This window comes from Actinomadura sp. ATCC 39365, from assembly GCF_054392275.1.
Genome location: NZ_CP184335.1, coordinates 3240066 through 3263703, shown reverse-complemented (window position 1 = coordinate 3263703; position 23638 = coordinate 3240066). Strand labels below are relative to the sequence as shown.

20 protein-coding genes are annotated in these 23638 nt (G+C 71.9%); 5 read left to right on the top strand and 15 right to left on the bottom strand.

The genetic code is table 11. The features are described from left to right. Positions 1–757: 757 nt before the first annotated feature. A complete protein-coding gene (locus ACNF49_RS16270; RefSeq protein ID WP_482944228.1) occupies positions 758–1375 on the bottom strand; it encodes a TetR/AcrR family transcriptional regulator in 618 nt (205 codons plus the stop codon). 129 nt (positions 1376–1504) lie between these two features. Between ACNF49_RS16270 and ACNF49_RS16265 the strand changes: the two genes are divergently transcribed. Together ACNF49_RS16265 and ACNF49_RS16260 are read left to right on the top strand one after the other, a co-directional pair. Then, the gene (locus ACNF49_RS16265; RefSeq protein WP_482944227.1) at positions 1505–1984 is read left to right on the top strand and encodes a carboxymuconolactone decarboxylase family protein; all 480 of its coding nucleotides are present in this window, start codon (positions 1505–1507) and stop codon (positions 1982–1984) included. Further along, positions 1981–2193 (top strand): hypothetical protein, encoded by a 213-nt coding sequence (locus ACNF49_RS16260; protein ID WP_357980686.1) that lies wholly within the window; start codon positions 1981–1983, stop codon positions 2191–2193. Before ACNF49_RS16265 ends, ACNF49_RS16260 begins: the two co-directional genes overlap by 4 nt. 105 nt (positions 2194–2298) lie before the next feature. Here ACNF49_RS16260 and ACNF49_RS16255 read toward each other — a convergent pair whose 3' ends face one another. The 10 genes from ACNF49_RS16255 to ACNF49_RS16210 all read right to left on the bottom strand — a co-directional run bounded on the left by ACNF49_RS16255 (position 2299) and on the right by ACNF49_RS16210 (position 17201). Continuing rightward, positions 2299–3348 carry a GGDEF domain-containing protein gene (locus ACNF49_RS16255; protein ID WP_482944226.1) on the bottom strand — a complete coding sequence of 350 codons (1050 nt, stop codon included), beginning with the start codon at positions 3346–3348 and terminating at the stop codon, positions 2299–2301. Between the two features lie 1400 nt (positions 3349–4748). Further along, complete coding sequence (locus ACNF49_RS16250; protein ID WP_482944225.1) at positions 4749–5549, bottom strand: single-stranded DNA-binding protein; 801 nt, start codon at positions 5547–5549, stop codon at positions 4749–4751. A 164-nt stretch (positions 5550–5713) separates the two neighbouring features. After that, entirely contained in the window at positions 5714–7339 is a 1626-nt protein-coding gene (locus ACNF49_RS16245) for a YfjP family GTPase (protein WP_482944224.1), read from the bottom strand. After that, complete coding sequence (locus tag ACNF49_RS16240; protein ID WP_482944223.1) at positions 7336–10266, bottom strand: dynamin family protein; 2931 nt, start codon at positions 10264–10266, stop codon at positions 7336–7338. The genes ACNF49_RS16245 and ACNF49_RS16240 overlap by 4 nt, the downstream gene beginning before the upstream one ends. Before the next feature lie 233 nt (positions 10267–10499). Further along, positions 10500–11732, bottom strand: coding sequence for a uroporphyrinogen-III C-methyltransferase (cobA, locus tag ACNF49_RS16235; protein ID WP_357980700.1), 1233 nt, complete (start codon positions 11730–11732; stop codon positions 10500–10502). A gap of 79 nt (positions 11733–11811) precedes the next feature. Then, entirely contained in the window at positions 11812–12777 is a 966-nt protein-coding gene (gene speB, locus ACNF49_RS16230) for an agmatinase (protein ID WP_482944222.1), read from the bottom strand. 85 nt (positions 12778–12862) lie between these two features. Beyond that, a complete protein-coding gene (gene cobT / locus ACNF49_RS16225) occupies positions 12863–13930 on the bottom strand; it encodes a nicotinate-nucleotide--dimethylbenzimidazole phosphoribosyltransferase (RefSeq protein ID WP_482944221.1) in 1068 nt (355 codons plus the stop codon). Positions 13931–13942: 12 nt separating this feature from the next. Continuing rightward, a complete protein-coding gene (locus ACNF49_RS16220) occupies positions 13943–14788 on the bottom strand; it encodes a sirohydrochlorin chelatase (RefSeq protein ID WP_357980709.1) in 846 nt (281 codons plus the stop codon). Between the two features lie 67 nt (positions 14789–14855). Next, positions 14856–16031, bottom strand: a complete 1176-nt coding sequence (locus tag ACNF49_RS16215) for a bifunctional cobalt-precorrin-7 (C(5))-methyltransferase/cobalt-precorrin-6B (C(15))-methyltransferase (RefSeq protein WP_482944220.1) — start codon at positions 16029–16031, stop codon at positions 14856–14858. 81 nt (positions 16032–16112) lie between these two features. After that, positions 16113–17201 (bottom strand): GNAT family N-acetyltransferase, encoded by a 1089-nt coding sequence (locus tag ACNF49_RS16210; RefSeq protein ID WP_482944219.1) that lies wholly within the window; start codon positions 17199–17201, stop codon positions 16113–16115. 76 nt (positions 17202–17277) lie between these two features. Between ACNF49_RS16210 and ACNF49_RS16205 the strand changes: the two genes are divergently transcribed. Next, entirely contained in the window at positions 17278–17685 is a 408-nt protein-coding gene (locus ACNF49_RS16205; protein WP_357980717.1) for a DUF2795 domain-containing protein, read from the top strand. Between the two features lie 3 nt (positions 17686–17688). After that, positions 17689–18699, top strand: a complete 1011-nt coding sequence (locus ACNF49_RS16200) for a baeRF2 domain-containing protein (RefSeq protein WP_357980720.1) — start codon at positions 17689–17691, stop codon at positions 18697–18699. Positions 18700–18720: 21 nt separating this feature from the next. On the opposite strand, the gene ACNF49_RS16195 is transcribed toward ACNF49_RS16200, so the two are convergent. From ACNF49_RS16195 to ACNF49_RS16185, 3 genes are read right to left on the bottom strand one after another with little or no spacing between them, the layout of a single operon-like run. Then, the gene (locus tag ACNF49_RS16195; protein ID WP_357980723.1) at positions 18721–19308 is read right to left on the bottom strand and encodes a LutC/YkgG family protein; all 588 of its coding nucleotides are present in this window, start codon (positions 19306–19308) and stop codon (positions 18721–18723) included. Further along, the gene (locus ACNF49_RS16190; RefSeq protein ID WP_482944218.1) at positions 19295–20692 is read right to left on the bottom strand and encodes a lactate utilization protein B; all 1398 of its coding nucleotides are present in this window, start codon (positions 20690–20692) and stop codon (positions 19295–19297) included. Before ACNF49_RS16190 ends, ACNF49_RS16195 begins: the two co-directional genes overlap by 14 nt. Further along, entirely contained in the window at positions 20689–21420 is a 732-nt protein-coding gene (locus ACNF49_RS16185; RefSeq protein WP_357980728.1) for a (Fe-S)-binding protein, read from the bottom strand. Before ACNF49_RS16185 ends, ACNF49_RS16190 begins: the two co-directional genes overlap by 4 nt. A gap of 84 nt (positions 21421–21504) precedes the next feature. Here ACNF49_RS16185 and ACNF49_RS16180 point away from each other — a divergent pair, with 84 nt between their 5' ends. Continuing rightward, a complete protein-coding gene (locus ACNF49_RS16180) occupies positions 21505–22185 on the top strand; it encodes a FadR/GntR family transcriptional regulator (protein WP_482944217.1) in 681 nt (226 codons plus the stop codon). On the opposite strand, the gene ACNF49_RS16175 is transcribed toward ACNF49_RS16180, so the two are convergent. Beyond that, positions 22179–23609 (bottom strand): sulfatase family protein, encoded by a 1431-nt coding sequence (locus ACNF49_RS16175; RefSeq protein WP_482944216.1) that lies wholly within the window; start codon positions 23607–23609, stop codon positions 22179–22181. The two genes, ACNF49_RS16180 and ACNF49_RS16175, sit on opposite strands and share 7 nt — an antisense overlap. Positions 23610–23638 lie beyond the last annotated feature (29 nt).

Genomic DNA, 23638 nt, shown 5'->3' with positions numbered 1-23638 from the left:
CGACCGGCGATCTCCGTCACGCCCTCTTTGCCCCAGGCATCGGGCCCGCTTTGGGGGGCGGGGGCCGTTCGCACCCCGGACCTCGCCCGACCAGGATCTCCCTCACGCCCTCTTTGTCCCCGGCCCTGGGCCCGCTTTGAGGGCGGGGGCTGTTCGCACCACCGCCCTCAACCGACCGGGATCTCCGTCACGCCGTCCTTGGCCCCTTCGCCACGGCCCCCCTTCGTCGCGGCCCTGCGGTGGTCGCCGTCGCGGTCTCCGCCGCGATCTTCGGGATGGTCTCCGCGGCGGCGAGGAGAGTGGCGGCTGCGGGCCGCAACCCTTGACGCCCTCACACGCCGCGACACCCATGACGGCCCAGACCCGGGCCCACCTTGAGGACGGGGCCTGTTCCCACCACCGCCCTCAACCGACCCGCGATCTCCGTCACGCCCTCTTTGCCCCCGGCATCGGGCCCGCTTGGGGGGCCGTTCGCCCCCGGACCTCAACCGGCCGGGATCTCCGTCACGCCGTCCTTGGCCCCTTCGCCACGGCCCCCTTCGTCGCGGCCCTGTTCGTCGCGGCCCCTGCGGCGGTCGCCGTCGCGGTCTCCGCCGTGATCTCGGGATGGTCTCCGCCGTGGGGAGGAGAGCGGTGGCCGCGGGCGGCACCCCTTCATGCCCTCGCGCGCTGGAACGTCCATGACGGCCCAGGCCTCAGGCCCGCCTTGAGGGCGGAGGCTGTTCACACCCCGGACCTCAGCCGGCCAGGGTCCCCGTCACGCCCTCCTTGGCCCCGCCGCCGCGGCCTCCCTCGTCGCGGCCTCCGTCGTCGTGGCCCCTGTGGTGGTCTGCGTGGTGGTGAGGAGGGCGGTGGCTGCGGCGCGTGCCCGTTGTGCCGGGTGGGGCGAGCGCTCGCGTACCGCCGTGACGATGGCTCCGTCCACCAGCAGCACGAACAGGTGCGCCAGCTCGGCGGCATCGGCCCGCCCGTCCCGCTCGATCAGCTCCGAGACGTACGCCCGCACGCGCTCCTTGTGCTCGGCCGCCACCCGATGTGCCGTACTGTCGGGATCCGCCGTCTCGATCATGGTGTTGATGAAGGCGCAGCCACGGAAGTCCGCCCGCGCGAACCGTTCGGCCAGGGCGTCGAAGACGTCCAGCGGATGCCCGCCCAGAGCCTCCACGCGTTCGGCCAGCCAGGCCCGCCACCGCTCGTCCCGCCGCCGCAGTACGGCCACGACCAGGTCGTCCTTGCTCGGGAAGTGCCGGTAGAAGGAGGCGCGGCCCACCCCCGAGACACTCAGGATCCGCTCGACGCCCACCGCCCTGATCCCCTCCGCGTAGAAGAGGTCCTCGGCGGCGTCGAGCAGTCGTTCACGGGCACGCGTGGGCATACCGCCAAGCTATCCCGAACTTCCCCAAAACGGAACCGTTCGGTATCGTCTTGCCCAGATGGAACTGACCAGTACCGTTTTGGAGACATCATGCCCCGCCTTCCACAACTGACAGAAGACAATGACGGTTTGCTCGACCAGACCCGCCGCCAGCTCGGCAAGGTCCCCAACCTGTACGCCGCCCTCGCCAACGGCCCAGCCGCCCTGGCCGGCTACCTCGCGATGCGCGAACACCTCAGCTCGGGCGCCCTCACCCCGAGACTGAGGGAGCAGATCGCCCTGCTGGTCGCCCAGGAGAACCACTGCACCTACTGCGTGAGCGCCCACACCATGCGCGGACGCCGTATGGGCATGTCCGACGAGGAACTTCTCCAGACCCGCCAGGGCGCTGACGACGAGCCGCACGCGGCCGCCGTCCTGGCCATCACTCAGGCGATCATGCACACGGGCGGCGCAGTGAGCGACGACGACCTGGACGCCGCACGGGCCGCCGGCGTCTCGGACGCGGAGCTCGCCGAGATCGTGGGCCACATCGCCCTGAACACCTTGTCCAACTACTTCAACCACCTTGCCCAGCCCGAGCTGGACTTCCCGGAGGTGCAGGCATGAACCCCACCTGGAGAAACGGCACGGTCGAACTCCTCGACGGCTACACGCTGACGAACTCCGAGGGCCGCCGGGTGTCGACCGTGGAAGGAGTGCGGTTCGCCATAGAGGGCGGGTATCTCAACGTCGAGGTCCCCGGCGTACCGCACATCCAGATCGTCTCGGCTCCCGCCGTCCGCCTTGTCACCTGCGACAGCGTCACCACGTCCTGACGCCCCAAGACGCACAGGCCACAAACCAAGGGCAGGCTCCTGACCCATCCCCATCAGGGGCCTGCCCGCATTCGATGAACATCGCACCGCGCTTGTCACGACACGTCACACGGCTCGCTCCTCGGGCGACGGCGGTTGTGGAGGCTGGACGACGGGGATGCAGACACGGTCCCGGCCCAGTTCCTTGGCCCGATAGAGAGCCAGGTCGGCGGCGGCCAGCAGGTCGATCAGATCGTCGCCGTGCACGCACATCAACGCGACCCCGACCGAGATCGTGATCCGGATCAGAGCGTCGTCCACCGGGATGGCCATGTGCCCGATGTGCGTACGAAGTCGCTCGGCGACCTGCCGCGCCTCCTCGACGTCCGCCCCCGGCAGCAGGACGACGAACTCCTCGCCTCCGAACCGCCCCACCACGTCGGATTCCCGCAGCTCCCTGCGCAACATGGCCGCCACCCCGGCCAGCACCTCGTCGCCGACCAGATGCCCGTGGGCGTCGTTCACCCGCTTGAAGTGGTCGATGTCGATGATCAGCAGCGCCAGCGTGTCACCGCTGCGGCGCGCCCGGAGGATCTCGGTGTCGGCCTCCCGCTGCCAGGCCGCCGCGTTGAGCAGCCCCGTCTTCGAGTCGGTACGGGCGGCGGCCTGCAACTGCGCATGCAGCAGACTGCGTTGCAGCAGGACGACCGGCGGCAACGCGAGCACCAGCAGAGCCAGATTGAGCCCGCACCCGATCGAGACCGTGACCCCGAGGCACAGCTCGACCACGTCCAGCAGGACGCTCTCCCTGTTCCACAGCACCTCCTGCCACGACCCCTCAGGATCGGACGTGTGCGCCGCGACCGCGATGAGACCGATGTTGAGCAGGGAGAACAGCACGGCAGCCGCAACCGCGTAGGCGATCGGCGGCCCACTCCCCCGCGTCAGCACCCAGGGATCGGGGACGACCCAGTGGAAGGCGACCGACGCCGTGCAGCCGGCCAGGCCGATGGCCGCCGAGCTGAACACCCGACGGTAGAGAACTGTGGCGCGCACGCGTACCTGGAGAAGGATCTGCAGCACAATCGGCGCGAAGAGGGCGTAGACCGGCGGCAGGAGCAGGGCGACCGGCAGCCACCAGGCCGACAACAGGTCACGCGAGACTCCGGCGGGCATGCCCAGACGCCTGCTGGCCTCGATGCAGACCGCCCCACATGCCATGAGAGCGGCAAAAGTCAGCAAATCCGGCCAGTGGAAATCGGTAGATCTCGTGAACAAGGCAATCGCGACGGCATCTAGGGCGACAATGGCGCACAGATACGCCACAAGCGGGCGCCGTTGCCCGAGCAATGGCCAACGACCGGCCATTCTTGACACACCGTCGCGAGACTTGATCGTGGCGTGACTGGTCGCCGCCATCTCGTCTCCTCCCTGACTAACGATGTGTAACACAATAATTGCGGAGTGTGCGTTATGCGATGGGAACCGCTACGTTGAAACGACCACGCCTGCTCACTCCGCGAGCGGGCAGTGCCGGAAAGGAGCAACCATGGTGCGGGGCGTGACCTGGACATGACCAATGCTCTAGGTATCTGACGCGGACAAACACCCCATCGGCCCCCTTCGGGGTGACATCGGGGCCATCAGCCGATGCCCCTCTCCCTCCCTCTGGCCGTCCCCTGCGCGGGGCGCCGACCCATCGGCTGCTGCCCTCCGCCCCGATCGCTTGCCCCCTGTCCGACGGCTGGTGAACCATCGGTCGTACTCCTTCATCCCCTCCATGTCGGGGAATTCGATGACCGGCGAGTCTGGGCCCACGCCATCAAGGCGTGCATCACTCCCAGGACTGCTGTCACGTCGCGCTTGCCCGCCGGTGCCTGCGGGCGCGTCGCGTTGCCACCTGAGGACGCGGTATGGCTTTACACGGTGTCGTCCGTCTTGACGCCTGCGCGTGCCCGAATCCGAGCACCGCCGAGAGGTGAGCAGCGGGGGCGGAACCCTGCCTCGCTGTTGTGCCGGACCCACACTGGCCGCCCGCACATCCTGGCGTCACCGGTAGGCGACTCCCGTAGGCGACGCCTGTCAACAGGCGGCCCAGCAGGCGCCTGGCCACCAACTTGGCCCTCAACCGGGCAGCGCACCGCCGGGCGCAATGACCATCGCGAGGCGAACCGGGGCCACTGCGCCTTTGCATGCACACGCCTCCTTTGGGTGGATTGGCATTCGCGTTGGTGTCTCGTACAGGCGGGTGAGCAGCCCGTGCAGACAGGTGGGCGACCCGTGCAGCGTGCATGCAGTCCGTGTAGGCGGGTGGGGAGCCGGCAGGTTGGGCACCGTGCCGGAGCGTGGACTTGCGTTCGGGCGGCCGACCGCCCTGCTTCCTGGGAGGGCATCCCTGGCGAGTCTTCAGGAGTGTTGAGGCAGGTTGCTCGGTTCGGGGTGGTGTGAGGCGGGTGTCTTCATGGCGGATTGAGCAGGTCGCCATGAAGACACCCGCCTTCACGGGCAGCGCCGCGTATCCGTCACGACGGAAGCATCCAGAGGTGCAGGTGCTCAGCCGTCAGGTGACGATGGTGTCAGGCTGCGGCCTTCTCCGGTGCCTGCGTCTTCGTCCGGGGCTTGCTGGACGCGCCCAGGACGCGGACCGTGGCGGCCTTGGCTGACGAACCGCGGCCCGGATGCTCTCGGGTGACCATGCCAGGAGCGATGTCGTCTCCCAGGGCGGTGTCGGGCTGGGGCTCTGGGGTGACCTCAGGACCTGGGACTGGCTGCGGGGTGGCAGCGTCGGGGGCGGTGGCCGCTATGGCCAGCGCCGTGTGGTCGGTGTCCGGCTCGGCGTCCTCGTCGTGAGGCTGCGCGGGAGCGCTTCGGGGGGCGTCGGCGGCCACGGGGACCGACGGGTCGGCGGTCGAGTGGAGGGAGGACGGGCGGACGGGCTTGGTGCCCATCGCCCAGTCCTGGGTCTCCTCGTCGAGGCGTTCGCGCATCTCCTTGGTCATCGAGCCCAGGCCGCCCCCGCGCTCCGGCTTGGTGAAGACGCCGGTGCCCCAGCGCAGGTCGTGCCCGACCGCGCTGGCCTCGATCTCCGGCATGAACCGGCGGTCGCCTTCCGCGCCGAACTCGCGGATGCGGAGCTTGCCGGACACGACGACGGGTTGCCCCGCCCGTACGCAGTCGGCGACGTTGTCGCCCAGCGCACGCCAGCACCGGACCGTGAAGCAGACGCGCTCACCGTCGGTCCATTGCCCTGTCTTCCTGTCGAAGTAACGGTGTGAGGTGAACACCTTCAGCGACGTGACCCTGGTGCCGTCGTCGAAGCTGTACTGCCGTGGCTCTGCTGCGACGTTTCCGGTGAGCGTGATGTAGATGTCGTTCATCCGTGCCTCCCATGCGGCGGGCGGACTGCCCGCGACCTGGGAACACGGTGCCTGAAGCAGGCAGGGTGGGGCGGGGGCGAACGCCGTTCTGTGGATGAGGGGACGGCGAGGGAGGACGGCTGTGGATGACGTGTCGGCGTTCAGCCCGTACGAGGAGAGGGGTGTCAGGCCGAGAGGTCGCGCAGGGCCGTGTAGAAGGCGTGGTGGCGGCCGAGCTCACGTTCGACCGGCTCCACCACCATCTTCGCCGACACCGCCGACACCCTGCGGCGCATCTCCCGCTCCAGACGTTCCCGCTCCCGCGAGGCCCCCAGCTCCACGAAGTTGCGCGAGGCGATGCCCGACAACGCGCCCAGCCCCAGTACGGAGGCCATCATGAGCGCCACCCACGGCAGCGCCGCACCGTCGCCGACCAGTTGCAGGGTCGGAGGCAGTTGCCCGGGCACGGTCAGCCCGGCCACCAGCCACACCACCCCGGCCACGAACGCCGCCACCAGCAGGTACTGCCAGACCTTGAGCAGCCGCCACCAGCCGGGCACCCGGTCCAGGCGCGGCGCCACCTCCGTGAGCTCCTCGGTCAGCGCCTTGGGAAGCCGGGACGCGTGCGAGCGCGCGGCCTGTTGCACCGCGGTCCGCCACACCGGGTCCATCCCGGCCGCCAAGCCGTCGGTGAGCGCCTGCACGGCGTTGGCCACCTCGGCGGAATGCGCGCTCACCGAGCCGGTCGTGATGCCGCGGATCTCGTCGCCGACGTCTTCGAGACGCAGGCTCTTCAACGGATCCGGACGGAACTTGGCGAACCACCGCGGATACGGCCAGCCGACCCACTGGCTGGAACGCTCGGCGTAGACGTTCTCCATGGCCTCGCCGACGGCCGGGACGCCGATCGCGTCGCAGAGGGCATCGGTGAGCCCCATCCTGCGCGCCTCGTCGACCGACGACGGCACGAGCAGCGCGTCGCCGAGCGGCATGGCCTCACCGAGCCGCTGTTCCATCCGCTGGAGGTCCGCCTCAAGCTTCTGGATGGCGGCGCGGCGGCGGCCGACGGCGGTCGCGACCACGCTCTTGAGACTCTCGACGCCGCGCCCGGTGACGGCCGAGGTGGGTACGACGCTGGGATGCTCGACGCCTTCCCGGCGCAGCAGGTCGTTGAGGTCGATGACCAGCTCGGCCAGCTCCGCCGCGGAGAGCTTGTCGGCCTGGTTGAGCGCGAACACGGTCACCGCGTCGTGCCCGGCCAGCTCGGTCACGTAGCGCCGGTGGGTGGAGGCGTCGGCGTACTTCTGCGGGTCGAGCACCCACACCACCAGGTCGGCCAGCCCGATGAGCCGGTCGGCCTCGTTGTCGCTGAGCGCCCGGATCGAGTCGTGGTCGGGCAGGTCGAGCAGGATCAGCCCGTGGAGCTGGCTGTCGCCCTTGTCGAGCGCGCTGGTACGGGAGAAGCGGTGGCGCGGCTGGATCTGCAGCCAGTCGAGCAGCGGCGCCGAGCCCTCCAGACCCCACACGCAGGCGTGGGTACGGGCCGTCGTCGGGCGGCGTACGCCCGTGGGCGACAGTTCAAGCCCCGAAATGGCGTTGAACAGGGACGACTTGCCGCTGCCGGTGCCGCCCGCGAGGGCGACCACGGTGTGCTCGGACGACAGCTTGAGCCGGTCGCCGGCCCGCGTCAGCAGCGCACCGGCCTCGGTGAGCAGTTTCTGGTCGAGCCGCCCCGGACCGAGCTCCACCACCTTGTTGAGCGCGGACAACCTCGGCGCGAGGCCCGCCCTCGGGGGCGTGGTCGTCGTCATCGGGCGACCTCAAGGTTGTACGTCGCCTGGTAGAGGCGGGTCGCGACGGACTCGTCCGGGATGCCCGCCGAGTCGAGAGCGTGTACGTAACGCATGGATTCCTCGTCGAACAGCATGCCGATCCTGGCTCGCAGGTCACTGAGCGCCTTGGCGCCGATGCCGCGCAGCGACTCCGCGCCGAGCAGCGCGTTGACGAGCCGGTGCGGCACGCCCGACCCGTCGCCGCCGCTGAACATGGCGACCGTGAAGATCAGGGAGAGCGCGTCGGGATCGAACGAGACGAGCTTGGACACCGAGCGCTTGGTCACGCCCTCGGTGCGTACGAGCTCGTTCAGGTGGTCCTGCCAGGACGCGATGGCGCGCCCGGCGTGCCGCAGCAGGTTGTCCGACGGGCGGTCGAGCCCATCGGCGAGCTTGGCGCCCAGCTCCGAACGGTGCCGCCAGCGCGCGACCACCTCCTCGGCGGCGCGGTTGGCCGCGGCGACGATCACCGACTCCAGCCCGGCCCGGATCGCCGCCTTGAACGCCGTCACCCGCTCGGGCGTCTGCCTGCCCGCTTTGCCGCTCTTGCCGAACTGCAGCGAACGCATGAGGTCGCCGGAGCCCGCGAAGTCCTGCCAGCGAGCCAGCACCTCGCCGTGCAGCAGCGAGCCGTTCTTGGACGCCTTGTCGATCTCGGCCAGCGCGCCCAGATAGGCGGCCTCGACGTCGCTGCGCAGCTCGGCCCGGAACGCCGCCTGGCCCTCCAGATGCCTGGCCAGCGCGGGCACGCGGGTGCGGAAGCTGTTGAGCACCCCGTTCAGGGTCTCCTGCACGGCCTGCGCCCGGCGCGCCTCGTCGACCGAGAGCTCGGCCAGCCACAGGCGCAGGTCGGTGACCTCGCTGTCGGGCAGCCTGCCGTCGGTCACCGTCGCCTCGTGGATCACGAACCTGTCGATGTCGCCCAGGCCGTATTCGGTCAGCATGCGGACGAAGTGCTTGAGCACGACGTCGGCCGACCGGGGCTGCACCCGCGACAACACGATGGCCAGGCGGGCGCCGCGCTCCTTGGCCAGGCGCAGGAGGCTCCAGGCGGGCGCGTCGGCGTAGCGGGCGGCGGTGGTCACGAAGATCCACAGATCGGCGGCGTCGAGCATCCGGTGGGCGATCTCGTGGTGCTCCTCGACGACCGAGTCGATGTCGGGGGTGTCCAGCAGCGCGACGCCCTGCGGAAGCTTCTCGGTCGTCACGACGACCAGGCCGCTCGTGTCGCTGTCGGTCGAGGGCCGGTCCAGCCGTTCGAGGCCGCTGAGCAGCTCGCCCTCCGCGAACCACTTCCGGTCGTCGGGGTGGCAGGCCAGGATGGGGGTGCCGGTGGTGGGGCGGCGCACTCCGGTGCGCGAGATGTTCCGCTCGGCCAGGGAGTTGACCAGGGTCGACTTGCCCGCGCCGGTGGAGCCCGCGATCACGATCAGCGCGGGGGCCGTGTTGGTGCGCACCCGGGGCAGGACGTAGTTCTCCAGCTGGGCCAGCAGGTCGGCCCGCGCCTGCCTGGCCTCCTCGGCTCCCGGCAGGTCGAGGCTGAAGCGCAGGTCGGACACGCTTTCGCGCAACGCGCTCAGCGCCGACGTCATCGCCTCGACGACCTCGGCCGGCAGCTCCTCGACCCGCTGCCCTTCCCCTGGCGCTTCTTCCAGCTCCCGTACGGCGTCGGTGTCCGCGCCCGCCTCGACGTCGGCGTCGGTGTCCGCGTCCGCGTCGTCATCAGCGTCAGTGTCCGCGTCGATGTCACTGTCGGTGTCGGTGTCGGAGGGGTCGTCGGTTTCGGCGTCGATCTGGGTGTCGGCGTCCGGGTCGGCGTCCGCCTCGGCACCCGCGTCGGCGTCCGCTTCGGTGTCCGGGGCGGCGTTCGGGGCGGCGTCGGGGACGGTCTCGCCGCTGTCGCCGATGGCGTCGGCGCGGTCGTCCGCACCCGCTTCGGCGTCCTCGGTCTCTACGGTGAACGCGACGTCGTCGGCGTCGGCCTTGAAGTCGGGCTCCTCCTCCGCCAGGTCTCCTGGGTCGGTGGGGTAGTCGGCGCCGACGGGGACGTCGAAGGCCGGAGAGAAAGCGTCGAAGCCAGTGGTGGTCGTGGCGGTGGCGGTGTCGCTGGGGTCGGCGACGGCGCGGTTGTCGTCAGCGTCCACCGCCTCGTCGGCGTCCACCATCTCCTCGGGGTGGATCGCCTCGCGGGGGGCGTCGCCGCCTTCCGCGAAGAGCGCCGCTTCGGCATGAACGTTGTTCCCGGCATCGCCGTCGGCGTCCTCGTCAGCGGAGGCATCGGCCTCGTCGACAGGGTCCGTCGCGCCCGTGACCCCATCGGCGTCCACCACCTCGTCGGGGTGGATCGCCTCGTGGCGGTCGTCGTCGCCTTGCCCCACCAGCGCCGCTTCGGCTTCAGGGGCGGGGTCGTCATTGGGCCCGTGGGTGTCGTCGCTCTCCGAGTCGACGTCGCGGTTCCCGGCATCGCCGTCGGCGTCCTCGTCAGTGGAGGCATCGGCCTCGTCGAGGGCGTGTGTCTCGTCCGTGACCGCGTCGGAAGGTGCGTCCTCGGTAGCGTTCGGGGGCGCGGCCGTGGGCTCGGGCTCCGGTTGCGGGGCGGCGCCTGGTTCCTGGGGGGCTCGTTCCCAGAAGGCGGCGGGCCTCGGACGTGCTTCGTTCCCCTCACGCGGGTCGGCGGCGCGGGCCGGGGTGAACAGGCTCGGACGGTCCGCCGGACGGGACGGCGTGAAGAGGCTGGGCCCCGTGGACGGGCCGGGCTCGTCCGTACCGGCCGGAGGCTCCTGCGAGGCAGCCGGGAGCCGTGGAGCGGTGGGCTGCCGTGGACGGGCGGGCTCGTCGGCGCGCGGCGGCGGCTGGAAGAGCGAGGGCCGGGCAGCGGCGGACGACGGCTCGCCCGACGAACCCACAGACGGCGGACCCGACGAACCCACAGACGGCGGACCCGACGAACCCACAGACGGCGGACCCGCGGGGGAAGCGGGCGGCGGACCCGCGGGGGAAGCGGGCGGCGGGCCCGTGGGAGCGGCGGGCGGCGGAGGCGCGGGGGTACGGGGATCGGGCAGGTCGTCGTCCGTCACCGGGCGGAAGCTCAACGTCTGCTCCCCCAGCGACTCGTGCCGCCCGTCATCCATGGCGGTGTTCACGGCAAGCGCTCCGCTCGAACCATCTCGACCTCCTGGCCGACCCGCACGACGTCGCCGACGATGACGATCGCCGGAGGCCGTATCCCAGCCGCGGACACGCGGTCGGCCACGGTGGAAAGCGGTGCGATTACCGCCCGCTGGGTCGGAAGGGTACCGTCCTGTACCACCATTACGGGAGTCTCCGGCGCACGTCCGTCTCGAAGCAGCGCCTCGGCCACTTTCGGCAGCCGCTCGACGGCCATCATCAGCACCAGCGTGCCCTGGGATCGGGCCAGGCCGGGCCAGTCGACGGTGGAGGCCGGGTGGTCGGGCGCGACGTGCACGGAGATGACATGGAACTCCTGGCTCACCCCGCGGTGCGTCACCGGCACCCCGGCCGCGGCCGGGACCGCGACGGCGCTGGTGATTCCGGGGACGACGAGCACGGGGATGCCGGCCCGGGCGCAGGCGATCATCTCCTCGCCGCCGCGCCCGAACACGAACGGGTCGCCGCCCTTGAGCCGGACGACGAACTTGCCCTGCCTGGCCCGGTCGACCAGCAGCTCGTTGATCTTCTCCTGGGACAGCGACCTGCCGTAGGGCACCTTGGCGGCGTCGATCAGCTCGACGTCGGGGGCGAGCTCGTCGAGCAGCGCCCGGGGCGCGAGCCGGTCGGCGACCACGACGTCGGCCTGGGCGAGGAGCTGCCGCCCGCGCACGGTGATCAGGCCGGGGTCGCCGGGGCCGCCGCCGACCAGGGCCACGCCGACGGGCTTGGTGCGGTTGCGGCGGGCGTCGACCGTGCCGTCGCGCAGCGCGCCGACGACCGCGTCGCGGATGCCCGCGGCCCGGCGCGGGTCGCCGCCCGCGGTGACGGCCACGCTGATCTCGTCGACCCGGCCGGTGGCCGGGGTCCAGGCGGCGGAGGCGTCTCTGTCGTCGGCGCGCACGCACCACACCCGCTTGGCCTCGGCCTCGGCGGCGACGGCGGCGTTGACGGACCTGACGTCGGTGCAGGCCTGCACGAGCCAGGCGCCGTCGCAGTCGCCCACCTCGTACGGCCGCGCGTGCCAGGTGACCCGGCCCGTCGCGATCAGGTCGTCGAGGGCCGGTGTGACGGCCGGGGACACCACGGTGACCTCCGCACCGGCCTCGAGCAGCGCGGGGACACGCCGCTGCGCGACGCGGCCGCCGCCCACGACGAGCACCCGGCGGCCGGAAAGCCGCAGGCCGAGGAGGTAGGGACCCATGGGGGGAATCTCCCGTTCGCGAAGGTTGTGTTTGGAGGTAAACCTACCGGCTCACCGTGCGTCGTTCGCTGCGCATGGCTCAACGGCCGTCAAGAAGAGGCTGCGACGGGTCCCAGCGTGGCCCGCCCTGAGCGTCTTTGCGGCGTCTGGCCATGGCCGAGAGTGCCTCAAGAATAACGCGGTTCCCGAGGAACGCGGTGATGTCGGCGTGGTCGTACGGCGGCGAGACCTCGACCACCTCCATCCCGGCCACGGGCAGCTCGTAGCAGATCCGGCGCACGGCGTCGAGGAGCTGCCTGGCCGACAGGCCGCCGGGCTCGGGCGTGCCGGTGCCGGGGGCGTGCCCGGGGTCGCAGACGTCGATGTCCACGGACAGGAAGATCTGGTCGCACTCGTCGAGCGCGATCCCGAACGACTCCGTCAGGCACTCCTCCAGCCCGCGCGTCACGATCTCGGTCATCTCGTACGAGCGCATGCGCTGTGCCGCCATCCAGTCGAGCGTCTCGGGCTCCGGCCAGTAGCCGCGCAGCCCGATCTGCAGGAACCTGTCGCCCCGGATGGCGCCGGACTCGATGAGCCGCCGCATCGGCTGGCCGTGCCCGTGCAGGTGGCCGAACTCGATGTCGCCGGTGTCGGCGTGCGCGTCGAAGTGGATCATCGAGGTGCGGCCCGGCTGGTACGCCCTGGCGGTGCCCCGCGCGTCCGGCAGCGCGACGGTGTGGTCGCCGCCGAGCACCACCGGGACGGCCCCGGAGGAGGCGATCCGGTGCACCGCGTCCTCGATGGCGGCCAGCGAGCCCTCGACGTCGCCGGAGTAGCACTCGACGTCGCCCGCGTCGAGCACCCGCAGGTCGCGCAGGGCGTCGACGCGCAGGGCCAGGCTCGGACGGGACCCGTTGTGCGGCAGGTAGCAGGTCTGGCGCAGCGCCATCGGCCCGAACCTGGCGCCCGGCCGGTTGGAGGTGCCCCCGTCGAAGGGGGCACCGATGATCACCACGTCGGCTCCGGCGTAGCTGGCCGGGTCCGCGACGTCGCAGCGGTCCACGCCGAGGAACGTTATGTCAGGGCCGAACATGGGACCGTACCGGGACACTGCTCACCTCACGTGCTGTTTCGAGTGTCCCCCATCATCACACGGGCTTTTCGGTGACCCCCGCCGAGTCGAACGTCGCCACGTCGTGCATCACCCGTACGGCCGCGCACACCAGCGGGTGCGCGAGCAGGCCGCCGGTGCCCTCGCCGAGCCGCAGCTCCAGGTCAACCAGCGGGCGCAGCCCGAGGTGGTCGAGCGCGGCGGCGTGGCCGGGCTCGGCCGAGCGGTGGCCGGCCACGCAGTGACCGCTGACGTGGGGGTCGAGGGCGGCGGCGACCAGGGCGGCCGAGCCGGCGATGACGCCGTCGAGGATCACCGGCACCCGGTTCGCCGCGCCGCACAGCACGAAACCCGCGATGGCCGCGTGCTCGAAGCCGCCCACGGCGGCCAGCGCGCGCAGGGCGTCGCTCGGCCCGGTGCCGCCGGGCAGGCCGTTCACCCGCAGCGCCTCGCGGACGACCGCCACCTTGTGGTCGTAGGTCGCGTCGTCGATCCCGGTGCCCCTGCCGGTCACCTCGGCCGGGTCCTTGCCGGTGAACACGGAGATCAGCGCGGCCGAGGCGGTGGTGTTGGCGATGCCCATGTCGCCGGTGATCAGGCAGCGGGCGCCCCCGTCGATCAGCTCCTGCGCCACGGCGATGCCCGCCTCCAGCGCCCTGACGGCCTGGTCGACGCTCATGGCGGGGCCGCGCGACAGGTCGGCGGTGCCGTACGCGACCTTGCGCTTGACCAGGTCGGGGGCGTCGGGCAGGTCGGTGGCGACGCCGACGTCGACCACCGTCACGGACGCGCCCACCTGGGCGGCGAAGGCGTTGGCGACCGCGCCGCCGGCCAGGAAGTTGGCGACCATCTGCGTCGTGACCTCCTGCGGCCACGGGCTGACGCCGCGCGCGTGCACGCCGTGGTCGGCCGCGAAGATGGCCAGGGCGGCCGGCTCGGGCATGGGCGGCGGGCAGACGCCGGAGGCGCCCGCCAGGCGTACGGCCACCTCCTCCAGGGCTCCGAGCGCACCGCGCGGCTTGGTGAGCCGGTCCTGATGGGCGCGGGCCTCGGCGAGCGCCTCGGGGTCGGCGGGACGGATGGCTGCCAGGGTCTCGGCGAGCACGGACACCTCCACTTAGTGAACGAGCTGGAGCGCTTCCTCGTACCGGTCGATCACGACGTCGGCCAGCGTCTCGCAGTCGCCGATCACCTCGGCGCAGCGGATGTCGAGGTCGGGGTGGCCCGCGCCGTACGCCAGGGCCTGCGCCCACACGCGCTCCAGCAGACCGCCCGCGAACAGCAGGTACGGCACCACGATCACCCGCTTGGCGCCCAGCCGGCGGCAACGTTCGAGCCCGCCGGGCACGCCGGGCGGCGTCACCGAGACGAACGCGGTCTCGACCGTCATGTAGTCGTAGGCGTGCGTCTCCCAGAACAGCCGCGACACCCGGTGGATCTCGGCGTTCGCGGTGGCGTCGGTCGAGCCCTCGCCGACCAGCACGACCGCCGTCTCGCCCGGCTCGACCTGGCCGGGGACGTCGTCGAGGGCCGGGGTGTCGACGGCGCGCAGCCGGGGCCGGGCGCCGACCAGCTCCAGGGGGCGCGGCCTGGCCATCTCGGCGGCGGCCTCGCCGAGCCGGTCGGCCAGCAGCGCCAGCACGCGCGGGTCGGGGCCGAGGGGGCGGCCGTAGTCGTACATGAGGGTGGGGTGGCGCTGCTGTTCGAGCGCCATCGCGGCCGGGAACTCCTCCCCCACCCTGCTGAGACTGAGCGGCAGCGCGACGAGACGGTGGTGGCCGCGCGCCATCAGGGACGCCACGGAGTCGCTCAGGCGCGGCGTGGCGCGTTCCAGGTAGCCGCCGGAGACGTCGACGGCCGTGTGGTCGAGGCGGCAGCGCAGCCGGTGTACGAACCTGCCGAACTCCGCGGCGTAGGCGTCATCGTTCGAGCCCTGCCCGATCAGCAGGAGCGGCGGCTTCATTGAGGGATTCTCCGGTGCATAGACAAAGTCACGCGAGGATAACCGATACGTGCCCGTGGGGGACAGGTCACGCTGCGTGCGCGGGCCTGGCGTGCACGACGAAGACGGGGTCCGCGGCGGTCAGACGGTGGGAACCGCCCGCGCCGGGCCTCAGAGTGGACGCCTGGATCCGCGTGCCCTCGCCGCGGTATCCGAGCTCGCGCAGCAGCCCCAGCACGGCGACCGCCCGCTCGGCCGTGCCGAGCGCGCACACCAGGGCTCGGGGGCCGCGGGCGGCGCAGGCCGCGACCACGTCGTCGCCGCCCCCGCCGACGAAGACGGCGTCGGGGTCGGGCAGCGGTTCGAGCGCGGCCGGCGCCTGCCCCCTGGTCAGGGCGACCTTGACGCCGTGGGCCAGCACGTTGGCACGCAGCCGCGCGCAGGCGGACTGGTCGCGTTCGACCGCCACGACGGCCGCGCCCAGCCTGGCGCACTCGACGGCGATCTCGCCCTCGCCCGCGCCGACGTCCCAGACCAGGTCGCCGAGACGGGGACCCAGCTTGGCCAGGACGAACGCCCGCACCTCGGCAGGCAGCCCGTTCTCCCACGGCAGCGCCCACTCCACCGGGCCCGGCTGCGCGCCGGCCACCCAGCCCGGCTGTCCGGGCCGGTGCAGCGGGTCGATGACGAGGACCACGTCGGGGTCCTTCCACGGCCGGGTGGTGGCCTCGCCCATGCGGCTGTGCGTGACGCGCTGTCCGGGGCCGCCGAGGTCCTCGAAGACGATCAGGGCGCGCGGCGTGGTCGGCGCCAGCTCCCTGGCGATCTCGGCGGGACCGACGCCGGGCGCGACGAGCAGCGCGACCTTGGGGTGGGCGCGGCAGGCGTTCACCACGCGGGCGAGCCGGCCGGGGCCGGAGGGGGCGACGACGAGGGCGTCCTCCCAGTTGAGCCCGGCGCAGGCGAAGGCGCGGCTGATCAACGAGGTGGCCGGCAGGACGTCCGGGCGAAGGCCGTGCGCCCGTAGTGCGCGGACGACGCCGAAGAAGCCGGGATCGCCCTCGGCGACCACGACGGCCGGGCCCCGGTCCTGCCCGAGATGGCCGTCGAGGGCCTGGAGCACGTCGCCGTCGTTCGCGGCCCGTCCGTCGACGCCGAGCCGGCCGAGAATGGCGGCGGGGCCCACGACGAGCTCCGCCTCACGCAGCCTGCCCGCGGCCCCGGCCGGCAGCTCGACCCCGTCCCAGCCGACAACCGTGATCATTCAGCCTCACCGTCCTCATCCCCAGGGTGACGGTTCCCGCCGGGTTTCACCATGGGCCGGCGGGGCCAGTCCGCTGTGCCCTCAGGCCAGGTCGGACGGGACCAGGCTGTAGACGACCAGGTCCTCGCCGTCGAGCGCGGCGCGGGCCACGCCCTCGCGGGCGAAGCCGGCCTTCTCCGCCACGCGTTGCGAGGCCGGGTTCGACACCGCGGCCCGCAGTTGCAGCCGGCGGAAGCCGTGGCGCTCGAACAGCCAGCGCGCGATGGCGGTCACGGCCTCGCCCGCGTAGCCCCGGCCGCGGGCCCACGGCGCGGTCATGTAGCCGACCTCGGCCGTACGGTTGCGCCAGTCGAGGTCCCTGAGGTCCACGTTGGCCACGAAACGGGTGGTGGTGAACTCCTCCGCGGTGAACGCGATGCCCGCGCCCCTCATCCGCATCCGTTCGCAGATGTCGACGAACGCGCGGGCGTGCTCCTCGGTGTAGTCGCGGGGGACGCCGGTCCTGGCCTGGGTGAGCGGGTCGGCGCCGGTGGCGGCCAGGCCGGGCACGTCGGCGGGGACGGGCTGCCGCAGCAGCAGCCGGGGCGTGCGCAGCTCGGTCTTCGGCAGGGCGGGCGCGGGCTCGCCGGAGTCCTCCCGCAGCAGGCCGAGGACGACCAGGTCGTGCGGGCCGTCCTCCTCCAGCACGGCGGCGCGCAGCACGCCTTCCCAGGTGAAGCCCGCTTTCAGCGCGACGCGCAGGGAGGCCGGGTTGTCCAGGTTCGCGGTGAGGTCCACCCTGCGCAGGGCGGTGGTGGCGAACACCCAGGCGGTCAGGGCGCGTACGGCCTCGGTGGCGTAGCCGCGGCCCCGGTACATCGGGTGGACGCCGTAGCCGACCTCGGTCGTGCCCGCCGTCCACGACGTCCTGAACAGGCTGATGGCGCCCACGATGCGGTCGTCGGCCTCGGTCATGGCCAGGTGCAGGCCCTGCTGCGAGCGATACAGCTCGTGCACGCCGTGCGCGAGCCACTGGCCGACGCCGGAGGCGTGGACGGGCGCGCCCGGCGGGAGGAAACGGTCGCCGGGTTCCACCGTCTCCACCACCGACCGCACACGGGCGGCGTCACGGGGGTCGAACGGCCGCAGCACGAGCCGTCCGGCGGCGATGCGCGCATCGGGATCGAACACGTGCGCACCCTACACACTCACGATGTTTGCCCACGAAAGCGGGGGTAGGGGCCGCTTTGAGAGGAGTGAGGGAACTATGGAACGTGGGAGCGACAAGCACGGTCCGCGCCTGGACGATCAGCAGAAGCACGAGACCGAGGGCATGGTCCGCGGCGGCGGCAGCACGCACGCCGAGGAGTGGAAGGAGACCGAGTCCATGCCCGGGCCCGGCGAGGAGTCAGGGCAGTCGTACCCCCCGGGACACGAGCCCGGCACCCCCCAGGGCATCACCCAGCGCGGCGTCGACATCCGCAGCGACCTGGCCAAATGGCTCAGCGACACCCCTTGGCCCGCCTCCAAGGACGACCTGGTCCAGCACGCCGAGGACGTGGACGCCCCCGACCAGGTGGCCGACATGGTGCGATCCCTTCCCGACCGCCGGTTTGTGAACATCGCCGACGTGGCCAAGGCCCTGGGCCTCGGCATCGAAGAGCGGAGGTGGTGACCTGTGCGTCTCGACTTCATCAGGCCGCTGTACGAGCGGCGCGGCCCGTACGCCTCGGTCTATCTGGGCGCGCTCACCGAGCCGCAGCGGGAGACGCACTGGCACAGCGTGCGTGACCAGCTCGACGGGACCGACCCCGCGACCATCGACGCCCTGGAGGTGGCCGCCAACCGGCCGGCGCCCGGCCAGGCGCTGTTCGCCACGCACGGCGCGGTGGTGCTGGCCGAGCCGCTGGCGCGGGCGCCGTACGAGCTGGCGACCGTGTCGCCGCTGCCGCACGTCACGCCGATGCTGAGGCAGCGCGGCGAGAACGTGCCGCACCTGCGGGTCATCGTGGACCACGCCGGGGCCGAGCTGTCGGTGTTCGGCGGCGGCGCGCCGCGCACGACCACCGTGGCGGCGGCCGACTGGCCGCTGCAGAAGACCGCCCAGGGCGGCTGGTCGCAGAAGCGGTACGAGCGGGGCGCCGAGGAGACATGGGAGAAGAACGCGGTCGCCGTCGCCCGCGAGATCGATGAGCAGGTACGCAGGATCGGCGCCGAGCTGATCATCGTGGCCGGCGAGCCGAAGTCGCGCTCCTACCTGCTGCAACATCTCAGCACCAAGTCCGCCGACCGGGTGATGATGGTCGAGCACGGCAGCCGCGCCGACCACGGCCAGTTCGAGGCCGACGTCGAGCGCGCGCTGGACGACTGGCTCGAACGCCGCCGCGCCGAGCTGCTCGACCGCCACCGCGAGTCATCGGGCCCGGCGGGCCTGTCCCAGGTCGCGCACGCCCTGCGCGAGGGCAGGGTGCACGCGGTGCTCATGCCCGCCCAGCTCGACCGGACCGTGTGGACCGGTGAAGGCGGCACCCAGCTCTCCACCGACCAGGGCGAGCTGCGGCGCTGGGGCGTTGAGCAGCCCGTCGAGGAGCGCGCGGACTCGGCAGTGGTCCGGGCCGCCGCCATGACCGACGCCGAACTGTGGTTCACCGACGACGTGCAGGACGTGGCGGCCGTCCTCAGGTACTGACGACCCTGGACGTGCCGGCGTTCAGGTGCTGATGATCACTTCGAGGGTCCGGGGGCCGTGCACGCCCTCGACCCGGTTCAGCTCGATGTCGCTGGTCGCCGACGGGCCGCTGATCCAGGTGAGCGGACGGGCCGGGTCGAGCCTGGCCACCGCCTCGGGCACGCCCGCCACGATCTGGTCGGCGCGCACCACGCACACGTGGTGGTCGGGGACCAGCGTCTGCGCCCTGGCGCCCTGGCCGGGCCCGTGGTCGAGGACGATGGTCCCGGTCTCGGCGACGGCCACCGCGCAGGCGGTGATCACCCCGTCGGCGGCGTCGAGCGTGTCCCAGCGCCGGTCGGCCCCGGCTTCCGGGCTGCTCGGCGCCGCCCAGGCGAAGCCGTCCGGGACGATCATGCGGCGGCCGGCGGCCAGCTCGGCCAGCTTGCCGGGCACGTCCGCGTCGGGCAGCACGTGCACGACGGCCCGGTAGTCGCGCACCCGCTCGGCGAACAGGCCCACCACGTCGTCCACGTCCGGGCGGGTCCGGTAGTGCCGGGCGACCTCCACCTCGGGCGCGTCCGCGACCGCCTTCCTGACCTTGGCCAGGATCTCCTCACGCGCGCCCATCGTTCCGCTCCCACCACTCTCTGAAGGATTCTTCCGGGATGTCGGGCACGTCCCGGGTGTCGGTCCAGGCCGCCAGCGGGCCGGGCAGCCGCCGCCTGGGCACCAGCCGGCGCAGCCGGCCGGCCAGCCGCTGCGCCCTGGCCAGCCGGGCCTGGTCGGCCAGCACCCAGCCGGCGGCCTTCATGCCCGCGCGCTCGGCCGCCGCGTGCGGCGCCTTGGCCCGCAGGTCCACCAGCACCTCGGGGATGTCGATGGCCACCGGGCAGACCTCCAGGCACGCCCCGCACAGGCTGGAGGCGAACGGCAGTGAGGCGTCCAGGTCGGAGGACATGCCCCTGAGCTGCGGGGTGAGGATGGCCCCGATCGGCCCTGGATAGACCGAGCCGTACGCGTGGCCGCCCGCGCGTTCGTAGACCGGGCACACGTTCAGGCAGGCCGAGCAGCGGATGCAGCGCAGCGCCTGGCGGCCCACCTCGTCGGCGAGCACGTCGGTGCGGCCGTTGTCGAGCAGCACCAGGTGGAAGTCCTGGCCCTCGGTGGCGCCGGTCCACGTGCTGGTGTACGGATTCATCCGCTCACCTGTGGAGCTGCGCGGAAGAAGCTGGAGGAAGACCTCCAGATCCCGCCAGGTCGGCAGGAGCTTCTCGATGCCGACGACGCTGATGAGCGTCTCGGGGAGGGTCAGGCACATGCGGCCGTTGCCCTCCGACTCCAGCACGACCAGCGTGCCGGTCTCGGCGATCATGAAGTTCGCGCCGGAGACGGCGACCTTGCTCCTGAGGAAACGTTCGCGCAGGTGCAGCCGGGCGGCCTCGGCCAGGGCGGGCGGCTCGTCGGTGAGGCCGTCGGGCACGCCGGGCATGCGGTCGAGGAAGATCTTGCGGATCTCCGACCGGTTGCGGTGGATCGCGGGGACCAGGATGTGGCTGGGGAAGTCGTCCCCGAGCTGCACGATCAGCTCGGCCAGGTCCGTCTCGTACGCGGTGATGCCGCGCCGGGCCAGCGCCTCGTTGAGCCCGATCTCCTGGGTGGCCATCGACTTGACCTTGACCACCTCGGTCTCGCCGGTGGCCGCGACCAGGTCGCCGACGATGCGGTTGGCCTCGTCGGCGTCCCTGGCCCAGTGGACGGTGCCGCCCGCCCGCCGGACGGCCTCCTCCAGCTGGAGGAGGTAGCGGTCGAGGTGGCGGAGCGTGTGATCCTTGACGGCCTTGCCGGCCGCGCGCAGCTCGGCCCAGTCGGGCAGCTCGCCGACGACGCCGGCGCGCTTGCCGCGAATGGTGTGGGTGGCTTTCCGGAGGTTGAACCGCAGTTGCGAGTCCTCCACGGCTTTCGCCGCATTTTTCGGGAAATTTCCAGGCATGCCGAGGAATGTCGCGCTCATCGGGTCTCCTCCGTGGCTGCGAGGATCTCCGCCAGGTGCATCGTCCTGACTCCCGTCTTCTGGCGGCTCAGGGTGCCGCCGATGTGCATCAGGCACGAGTTGTCGGCCGCGCAGATCACCTCGGCGCCCGTGTCGAGGATGCCGCGCACCTTGTCGGCCCCCATGGCGGCCGACACCGCCGGGTTCTTGACCGCGAACGTGCCGCCGAAGCCGCAGCACTCCTCCGCGCCGGGCAGCGGCACGAGCTCCAGACCTCGGACCTTCCGCAGCAGCCGGGTGGGCCGGTCGCCCAGGTGCAGCCCGCGCAGCGAATGGCACGTCGGGTGATATGTCACCCGGTGCGGGAAATATGCGCCAACGTCGTCGACTTTCAGGACGTCCAGCAGGAACTCGCTCAGCTCGTACACCCTGGGCACGACCTCGGCCACGGCCGCCGCGCCCCTGCTGCCCGGCCGCACCAGCTTCGGGTACTGCTCGCGCACCATGGCCGCGCACGACCCGGACGGCGCCACGACGGCGTCGTACCCGGCGAACACCTCGGTGAACTTCCTGGCCAGCCGCACGCCCTCCGCCCGGTAACCGGTGTTGACGTGCATCTGCCCGCAGCACGTCTGGGCGACGGGGAAGTCCACGTCGCAGCCCAGCCTGCGCAGCAGCGACACGACGGCCTTGCCGGTGCCCGGGAAGAGCGTGTCGTTCACGCACGTGATGAACAGGGCGACTCGCACGACTCTCCCAACGAATGGTCCGACCACTGTATGGTCAGACCATACCTAACCACACTGTTCCGGGCCAGCACCGGGGAGGCATCGGTGAAACGCACACGGGCGTTCGAGGACGTGCTCGCCCAGATCGAACGGCGCATCGCCGAGGACGGCCTGACCGTGGGCGACCGGCTGCCCGGCGAACGCCAGCTCGCCGAGCAACTGGGCGTCGGCCGCTCGTCCGTACGGGAGGCGCTGCGCGTCCTGGAGACCCTGGGCGTGGTGTCCTCGCAGGTGGGACGAGGCCCGGACGCGGGAGCCGTGCTGACCTCGCGGCCCGACACGGCGCTCACCGACCTGCTCCGGCTCAACCTGGGCCTGGCCACCCTGGAGCAGCGCGAGGTCGTCGACGCCCGGCTGATGATCGAACGCTGGTCGGCCGCGCACGCGGCGGCGACCAGGGCCGGCGTCGCGGAGCTGGCCGCCGCGATCGAGGGCATGAACCGGGCGGCCACGGCCGAGGAGTTCGTGGAGCACGACACGGCCTTCCACTGCGCGATCGCGGACGCCTCGGGCAACCGGCTCATCGCCGCCATCATGCGCTCACTCCGGGACGCGATGCGCAGGAACGCCATCGAAGCGGTCGAACGCCTCGGCGACCCGTCCGTGCTGCACGCCGACCACGAGCGCATCCGCGCGGCCATCGCGGCGGGCGACCCGGAGGAGGCCCAGCAGGCGGTGACCGACCACCTGGCGCACGCCTACCCCGCCCTGTTCCCCGGTCACTGACGCGCGTCGGCCTCCCGGCAGCCCGCCCCCGAGCAGGCCCGCATCGCCTGGAGCCGGGCGTCGAGGCCGGCCAGCAGCGCCGGGTCGGCGGTGGCCGCGAGGTTGTCGAGCTGGTACGGGTCGGCGGCCAGGTCGTAGAGCTGCCGCTCCCCCGTGTCGTACCTGACGTAGGTGTAGCGCTCGGTGCGCAGCGCCTGGTAGGAGGGCACCGGGGTCTGGGCCGCCGACGACCGGTTGACCGGCCTGTTGAACTCGACCAGCACGTTCTTGCGCCACTGGGCGGGCGGGCTGCCGCGCAGCAGCGGCACCAGCGAGCGCCCCTCGCTGAACGACGGCACGGCGGCCCCGCCCAGCTCGGCGATCGTCGGCGCGATGTCGACGGTCGCGCCGAGCTGTCCGATCGTGGCCCCCGGCCGGATCCCCGGCCCGCGCACCACGAACGGAACCTTGATCGCCTCCTCGAACGGCGTCGTCTTGCCCTGGGTGAGCCGGTGCGTGCCGAGATGGAAGCCGTTGTCGGAGGTGAAGATGATGTAGGTGTTGTCGAGCTTGCCGGACGCCTGCAGCGCCTCGATGACCGAGCGGACCAGGTCGTCGACCCCCAGCATCGACCGCAGCCTCCTGCGGTGGCGCTCGTCCACCCGGTCGATGTCCTCCTGCGTCAGCGAGGGCAGGGAGCTCAGCCACAGCGGCTCCTTGCTCACGTCGGCCTGGTTGAACGACGGCGTGCGCGGCGCGGTGACCTCGGGAAGGTCGTCGACGTGCCGGACCGCCGGGTTTGCCGGGTTGTGCGGGCCGATGGGCGTCAGGTACAGGAAGAACGGCTCGTCGGCGCCGGTGATGAAGTCACGTGCCTTGTCGGCCAGCACGTCGGACAGGTAGTCCTCCTCCGACCAGCCGTAGTCGTACAGGTCGCCGTTCTCGTTGAGGCGGTAGCCGTACTCCTCGTAGAGCTTGCGGACCGGGACGTCCCATTCGTCCCAGCCGGGCGGCACGTAGGCGGCGTCGGCGGTGGCGCCGGGATAGTGATTGAGGAACTTGCCCATCAACGCGGTGCGGTAGCCGGCCTGCTGCATCCAGGTGCCGATCGTGGAACGTTCCAGATCAAGGGAATGGAAGCGGTCGAACCCCCCTTCGGGGGCGGTGTTGGTCAGAACGCCGTGGCTGTGGACGTACTGGGAGCGCAGGATCGACGTGCGCGAGGGGCAGCACCAGGAGTTCGTCACGAAGAAGCGGCTGAAGGAGGTGCCCTTCGCCACCAGCTCGGAGTTGATGGCCGGGAAGTAGGGCAGCGTGCCGCTCTCCAGGTCGTCGGCCATCACGAACACGATGTTCGGCCGCGAGGCACTCACGGCCAGCGTCGGCTCGGCCGCCGGCGACAGCAGGAGCAGCAGGCAGAAGAGACGGCAGAGACTCTTGAGCACAATGTCTGATCTCCCCGGCAGATCACGCA